The organism is Mesorhizobium sp. B2-3-5, assembly GCF_006442395.1.
Classification (GTDB): Bacteria; Pseudomonadota; Alphaproteobacteria; order Rhizobiales; family Rhizobiaceae; genus Mesorhizobium.
This window is the reverse complement of record NZ_VFVX01000073.1, coordinates 1-4,091: the sequence shown is the minus strand read 5'-3', so window position 1 is coordinate 4,091 and position 4,091 is coordinate 1. Positions and strand designations below refer to the sequence as shown.

The window sequence follows — 4,091 nt, the reverse complement described above, 5'->3', positions numbered from 1 at the left end:
CCCATGCAGAACCTGGCCCATAGTGCCTCCTTCCACTCCAGGGAAAATAATGCACCATTAAAGGTCGGGATGAAACAACTAAGGCTTGTTGAGATTCATCGCGGGTTGATGACGGCGGCGGCGAGAAGGATGATGGCTGCGAAGCTCTGGTCGGTTTTGTCGGCGCGCATTGCGATGCGCTTGAACTCTTTGAGTTTGCAGAAGAAGTTCTCGATGAGATGGCGCCATTTGTACATTTCGGTGTCGACCGGGAGGGGAAACGTGCGTCGCGGATGCTGGGAGATGACGATCTTGGCGCCGCGCTCGTTCAGATCGGTGATGATGTGATTGCTATCGAAGGCCTTGTCGGCGATCAGCGCTTCGAAGGAGAGGCCATCGATGAGCGGTGCGACGCCAACGGTATCGAAGCGATGGCCGGGCAGGAGAACGAAGCGAACGAGATTGCCGAGTGCGTCGGTGAGCGCGAGGATCTTGGTCGTCATGCCGCCTTTGGAGCGGCCTATGGCCTGGCTCTGAGTCCCCCTTTTGCGCCCTGGCCGTGGCGGTGGACCTTGACGATGGTGGCGTCGACCATGGCGTATTCCATGTCCGGCTGGTCCGAGCAAGCGTCAAAAAGCCTTATGAAAACATCGGCTTTGACCCAATTCGCGGTATCGCTTGAAGACGGTATTCCAGTTTCCGAACAGGGCCGGCAGATCGCGCCACGGGCTTCCCGTCCGCACAATCCAAAGCACGGCTTCGACGAAGCGGCGATTATCGCTCCCGCTTCGTCCAGGGTCCGTCGGCTTACCCAGACAATGCGGTTCCATCTTCGCCCATTGGGCGTCCGTCAGCACGAATCGTTCCATCCGAAGCTTGAATCACGATCAAGCCCAAATCGTTTTTGAGTGCAGATATAGCTGGGTTTATCAAATCCCATGACTACGAAGAGGTGCCGCGTTATTTTGAAAATGCATACAGATTTAGCCCAAGTAAAAATATTGATTTCATGATGGGAGAAGTTTGGCGCGACTCGGAAAGATTCGACGACGCTAACTACCCGTCGATAAGCTCAGCAGACCCGTTCGCCGTCCATGGCGTCGAGTAGCGCGACGAGCATTTCAACCGTGCGCTCGATGCGCTGGCGCCGAGTTGGTGACAGCGGCAGAAAGTCGGAAGGGTTCGCGCGCACATTCATGGCATCACGTCCTCTCCGGCGATCCAAGCTTCCCGCATTCTGGCGAGCCAACCCCTGATCTCGTCCGAGGTCGCGCCCTCGCTTCGCATCGACAAAACATGGTCCAAACGCTGCTTGATCTGCGTCAGAAGGCGGTCAGCCGCCTCGGGAGGCAGATCGTCAAGCATTCCATCGATGCTTCTCCGCCGGGCGGACACATCGCCTTGAGTGATGAGGCGGCTCACGATTGCGCCTCCCCTGCCAGCCGCAACACGGTAGCGGCGAGGCTCGGCGCCCAAGCCGCCTCGGGCGTAAGAAGACGCTCCCAGCGTGGCCCCAGGCTTGCAGCGCTTGCGCCTTTATCATGACCCCGGCCATCGTGGTTTCGGGCAGCGCCATGATAGCGTCGATAGCTGCGATGCCAGTCACAGGAAACCAAATAAAGGCAGCTCGCGCGCTGGCCGGAATGGATCAAAAGGGCTTGGCCGATGCCGCTGGCGTCGGGATAAACACGATCCGAAATTTCGAGGGATGGGGAAAAGAAATCGTTCGCGGCCGGCTCGATACTATGGAGGCGATACGGGAAGCGTTCAAAGTCGCCGGGGTAGAGCTTCTTGAGGACGGCCAGTCATCGACCCAAGGTCGAGGCGTGCGCCTCAAACAGGTGTAAGATGCGTTTCGTGTGTAACGCGAGGCCCCCCCGATCCGGGGATCATCGAGCACAAGCGCCCGCTCGGGCTTCGCGGGCCGGACGTGAACACCAACTGCGGCCCAGACCCCGGCCGGCTGGTCCTGATAAGCCGGCACTCCCGATTGGTACGAAATCGGACTCTGATTCTCACTTGATCTGGTGATTTCGGTGGCCTTATAAACACGGACGTTACCCTTGCTCTCTGGGGAGGCATGCGATGGATAACGTGGTTCCGTTCCGCAATGTTGTCGCCCGTGTCGAGTTGGCGGAAGCTTGTGGCGAATGGTTAGTCCGCGTCACGGAACACGACCAAGAACTTACCCGAGCATTTGAACTGGAAAAATACGCCCTGTCGTATGCTGAAGGCCAGCGGATACGGCTAGCATACGATCACCCGGACATAAGCCCTTCACCGCGCCTATCCAGTTCCATCGAATGAACGGCGTCGCCCGGCATTAACTGCTTTTGCAATCGCTCCCTTGAAGCCCCGGCTTTGGCCGTCATATTCCGTATATGCTTGGTAGGGATATTTCCATCTTCGATCTCGACGCGCTTCGCGAGGCGTTCATGCAGTCTGTCCGCGAAAACAATGTCTCGCCTGCCGAATGGGGCGAACATGCCCAATGGTTCATTCAACAGCTTGCGGTCGAGAGATTTTCGAAACTGACGGTTATCCAGGTCACCCGTGCGCCGGACGATACCCAGCCATAGGCCGCAAAGGAAAAGCCCCGGAACTGGGTCGTTCCCGGGGCCTAGCCATGGACGCAACACCTACCATGTCCGCTTTTAAGCGTGGCCTAATATGGTAAATGAAAGATAAACGGCCGTCGCTCAATTGCGAAGCGCAGGCGTCAACATCAACACTAAGCGCCATGGAGAAACGCGGAGTGCCTGGAATCTCCCTGAGGTCTGAGCCAGCTTACGCTGGCGGCGCAGCGGCTGTAATGAGCGCCTGCAACTGCCTCAAGAGCGCTCTGCCTTCCAGTTGCCGAAGATCATAGCCCTCGGATTTCAGCTGCTGACGAAGGCTGGTCAAATCGTTGCACTTGCCTGATCGGGCTAGTTCGAAAGCGCGTTCGAGGGTCGTCTTATTGGGTTCCAAGCATTATCCATTCGTTCGCATTTCATCTATTAGCGCGGACGCATATATATACCAGCAGCCGGTGGCACGTTCACCCCAACACCCCCGCCGGTTAGGCCCGGCACCTTCCTGGTCCCCGCCAAAGATGCCGGGCCGCCTTGCTGCCCGCGCCGTCCTGGCGACCGGTTCGAGTCTCTTTTGCCAATAACAATCATTTGATGGCACGACACATGGCGTTTCGCCATGGCACGTCTAAAAACGCGGGGAGATCTACTTCAACGAAGGGGCAACAAAAATGGTCTACCGCGTTACTGCTGTTGTGATCGCGCTTGTTTTTGTGGGACTTGGGGCAGTCCAGGCCGCTGCATGGGGGAACTCGAAAACCCTTACAAGAACGGCGCTTTCGGGGAAGGAAATCAACGTCTACGACGGGGCTAGCGTTAACCCCGACTGCTCAAACGCGGGCCCGGTCGATCTGAAGGCGGTTTCCGGACCGAGCCACGGGAAAGTCTCCATCGTCAATGCGAAGACGTTTCCCCACTTCATCAAAAGCAACATTCGATGGAAATGCAATTTCCGGAAGGTGGACGGCATAAAAGTGCTATACCGGTCGCTGCCAGGGTTCAAAGGCCAGGACCAGATCGACCTGTCGGTACACACATATGATGGCGCATCCTACAGCGTTACGATCAACGTGAAGGTCGAGTAGCGGAATTCGCTTTCCTCTTGGAGTGGCACTACGGTTGCCCCTACGGGCCTGAGATAGGCACAACCGTGAGGCCCTTTGGCGACTTCGAACGGTTGGCCTCTTTGATTATCCGATTATCCGCAAGACTTCTTCTGGGGTAATCCCGCACATGCGGGCATAGTAGCCGGCTTCCTCTGAACCTCGTCATCCAACGGCGGTGTAATGATCGCCAGCCTTGCTTTGTGCTTCGCCTTCTTGCCCATGACGCGAATCATACCACGATTCTGCATGCCTATCGCGCGGGTCGTGTTGCCGGTGTTCTCCTGCGCGGGGCGGCCCCAGGGAACGGTTTCCAGTGTCGCGGGTTTGAGTCTCATGCAACAGATCAACGACACCAATGTACGGCCCGGAGACATGGGTGACAGAGCGTACCTAAGACATGGGTGACAATCTCGTGCCGAACGGATTGTCGATG

General features: G+C 57.2%; 6 protein-coding genes and 1 pseudogene. 4 read left to right on the top strand and 3 right to left on the bottom strand.

Annotation, left to right across the window (positions count from 1 at the left end; all coding sequences use genetic code 11):
- Window positions 1-95: 95 nt before the first annotated feature.
- From FJ958_RS31325 to FJ958_RS31320, 3 genes and pseudogenes are all read right to left on the bottom strand, one after another.
- Window positions 96-848: pseudogene (locus tag FJ958_RS31325) on the bottom strand (IS5 family transposase).
- Between the two features lie 203 nt (window positions 849-1,051).
- Window positions 1,052-1,177, bottom strand: coding sequence for a hypothetical protein (locus tag FJ958_RS32510; protein WP_281406694.1), 126 nt, complete (start codon window positions 1,175-1,177; stop codon window positions 1,052-1,054).
- Window positions 1,174-1,401, bottom strand: coding sequence for a hypothetical protein (locus tag FJ958_RS31320; RefSeq protein WP_140749972.1), 228 nt, complete (start codon window positions 1,399-1,401; stop codon window positions 1,174-1,176). The genes FJ958_RS32510 and FJ958_RS31320 overlap by 4 nt, the downstream gene beginning before the upstream one ends.
- Window positions 1,402-1,520: 119 nt before the next feature.
- Here FJ958_RS31320 and FJ958_RS31315 point away from each other — a divergent pair, with 119 nt between their 5' ends.
- The 4 genes from FJ958_RS31315 to FJ958_RS31300 all read left to right on the top strand — a co-directional run bounded on the left by FJ958_RS31315 (window position 1,521) and on the right by FJ958_RS31300 (window position 3,637).
- Window positions 1,521-1,826 carry a helix-turn-helix transcriptional regulator gene (locus tag FJ958_RS31315; protein WP_246679866.1) on the top strand — a complete coding sequence of 102 codons (306 nt, stop codon included), beginning with the start codon at window positions 1,521-1,523 and terminating at the stop codon, window positions 1,824-1,826.
- A 238-nt stretch (window positions 1,827-2,064) separates the two neighbouring features.
- Window positions 2,065-2,286, top strand: a complete 222-nt coding sequence (locus FJ958_RS31310; RefSeq protein ID WP_140749969.1) for a hypothetical protein — start codon at window positions 2,065-2,067, stop codon at window positions 2,284-2,286.
- Window positions 2,287-2,414: 128 nt separating this feature from the next.
- Window positions 2,415-2,558 carry a hypothetical protein gene (locus FJ958_RS31790; RefSeq protein WP_181176591.1) on the top strand — a complete coding sequence of 48 codons (144 nt, stop codon included), beginning with the start codon at window positions 2,415-2,417 and terminating at the stop codon, window positions 2,556-2,558.
- 665 nt (window positions 2,559-3,223) lie between these two features.
- Window positions 3,224-3,637 carry a hypothetical protein gene (locus FJ958_RS31300; protein ID WP_140749963.1) on the top strand — a complete coding sequence of 138 codons (414 nt, stop codon included), beginning with the start codon at window positions 3,224-3,226 and terminating at the stop codon, window positions 3,635-3,637.
- The last annotated feature ends 454 nt before the right edge of the window (window positions 3,638-4,091 follow it).

What these genes read in the sequence shown, in the direction of transcription:
- FJ958_RS32510 (WP_281406694.1), bottom strand. Translation starts at nt 1,177, where the DNA reads ATGAATGTGCGCGCGAACCCTTCCGACTTTCTGCCGCTGTCACCAACT.
- FJ958_RS31315 (WP_246679866.1), top strand. Translation starts at nt 1,521, where the DNA reads ATGACCCCGGCCATCGTGGTTTCGGGCAGCGCCATGATAGCGTCGATA.
- FJ958_RS31310 (WP_140749969.1), top strand. Translation starts at nt 2,065, where the DNA reads ATGGATAACGTGGTTCCGTTCCGCAATGTTGTCGCCCGTGTCGAGTTG.
- FJ958_RS31790 (WP_181176591.1), top strand. Translation starts at nt 2,415, where the DNA reads ATGCAGTCTGTCCGCGAAAACAATGTCTCGCCTGCCGAATGGGGCGAA.
- FJ958_RS31300 (WP_140749963.1), top strand. Translation starts at nt 3,224, where the DNA reads ATGGTCTACCGCGTTACTGCTGTTGTGATCGCGCTTGTTTTTGTGGGA.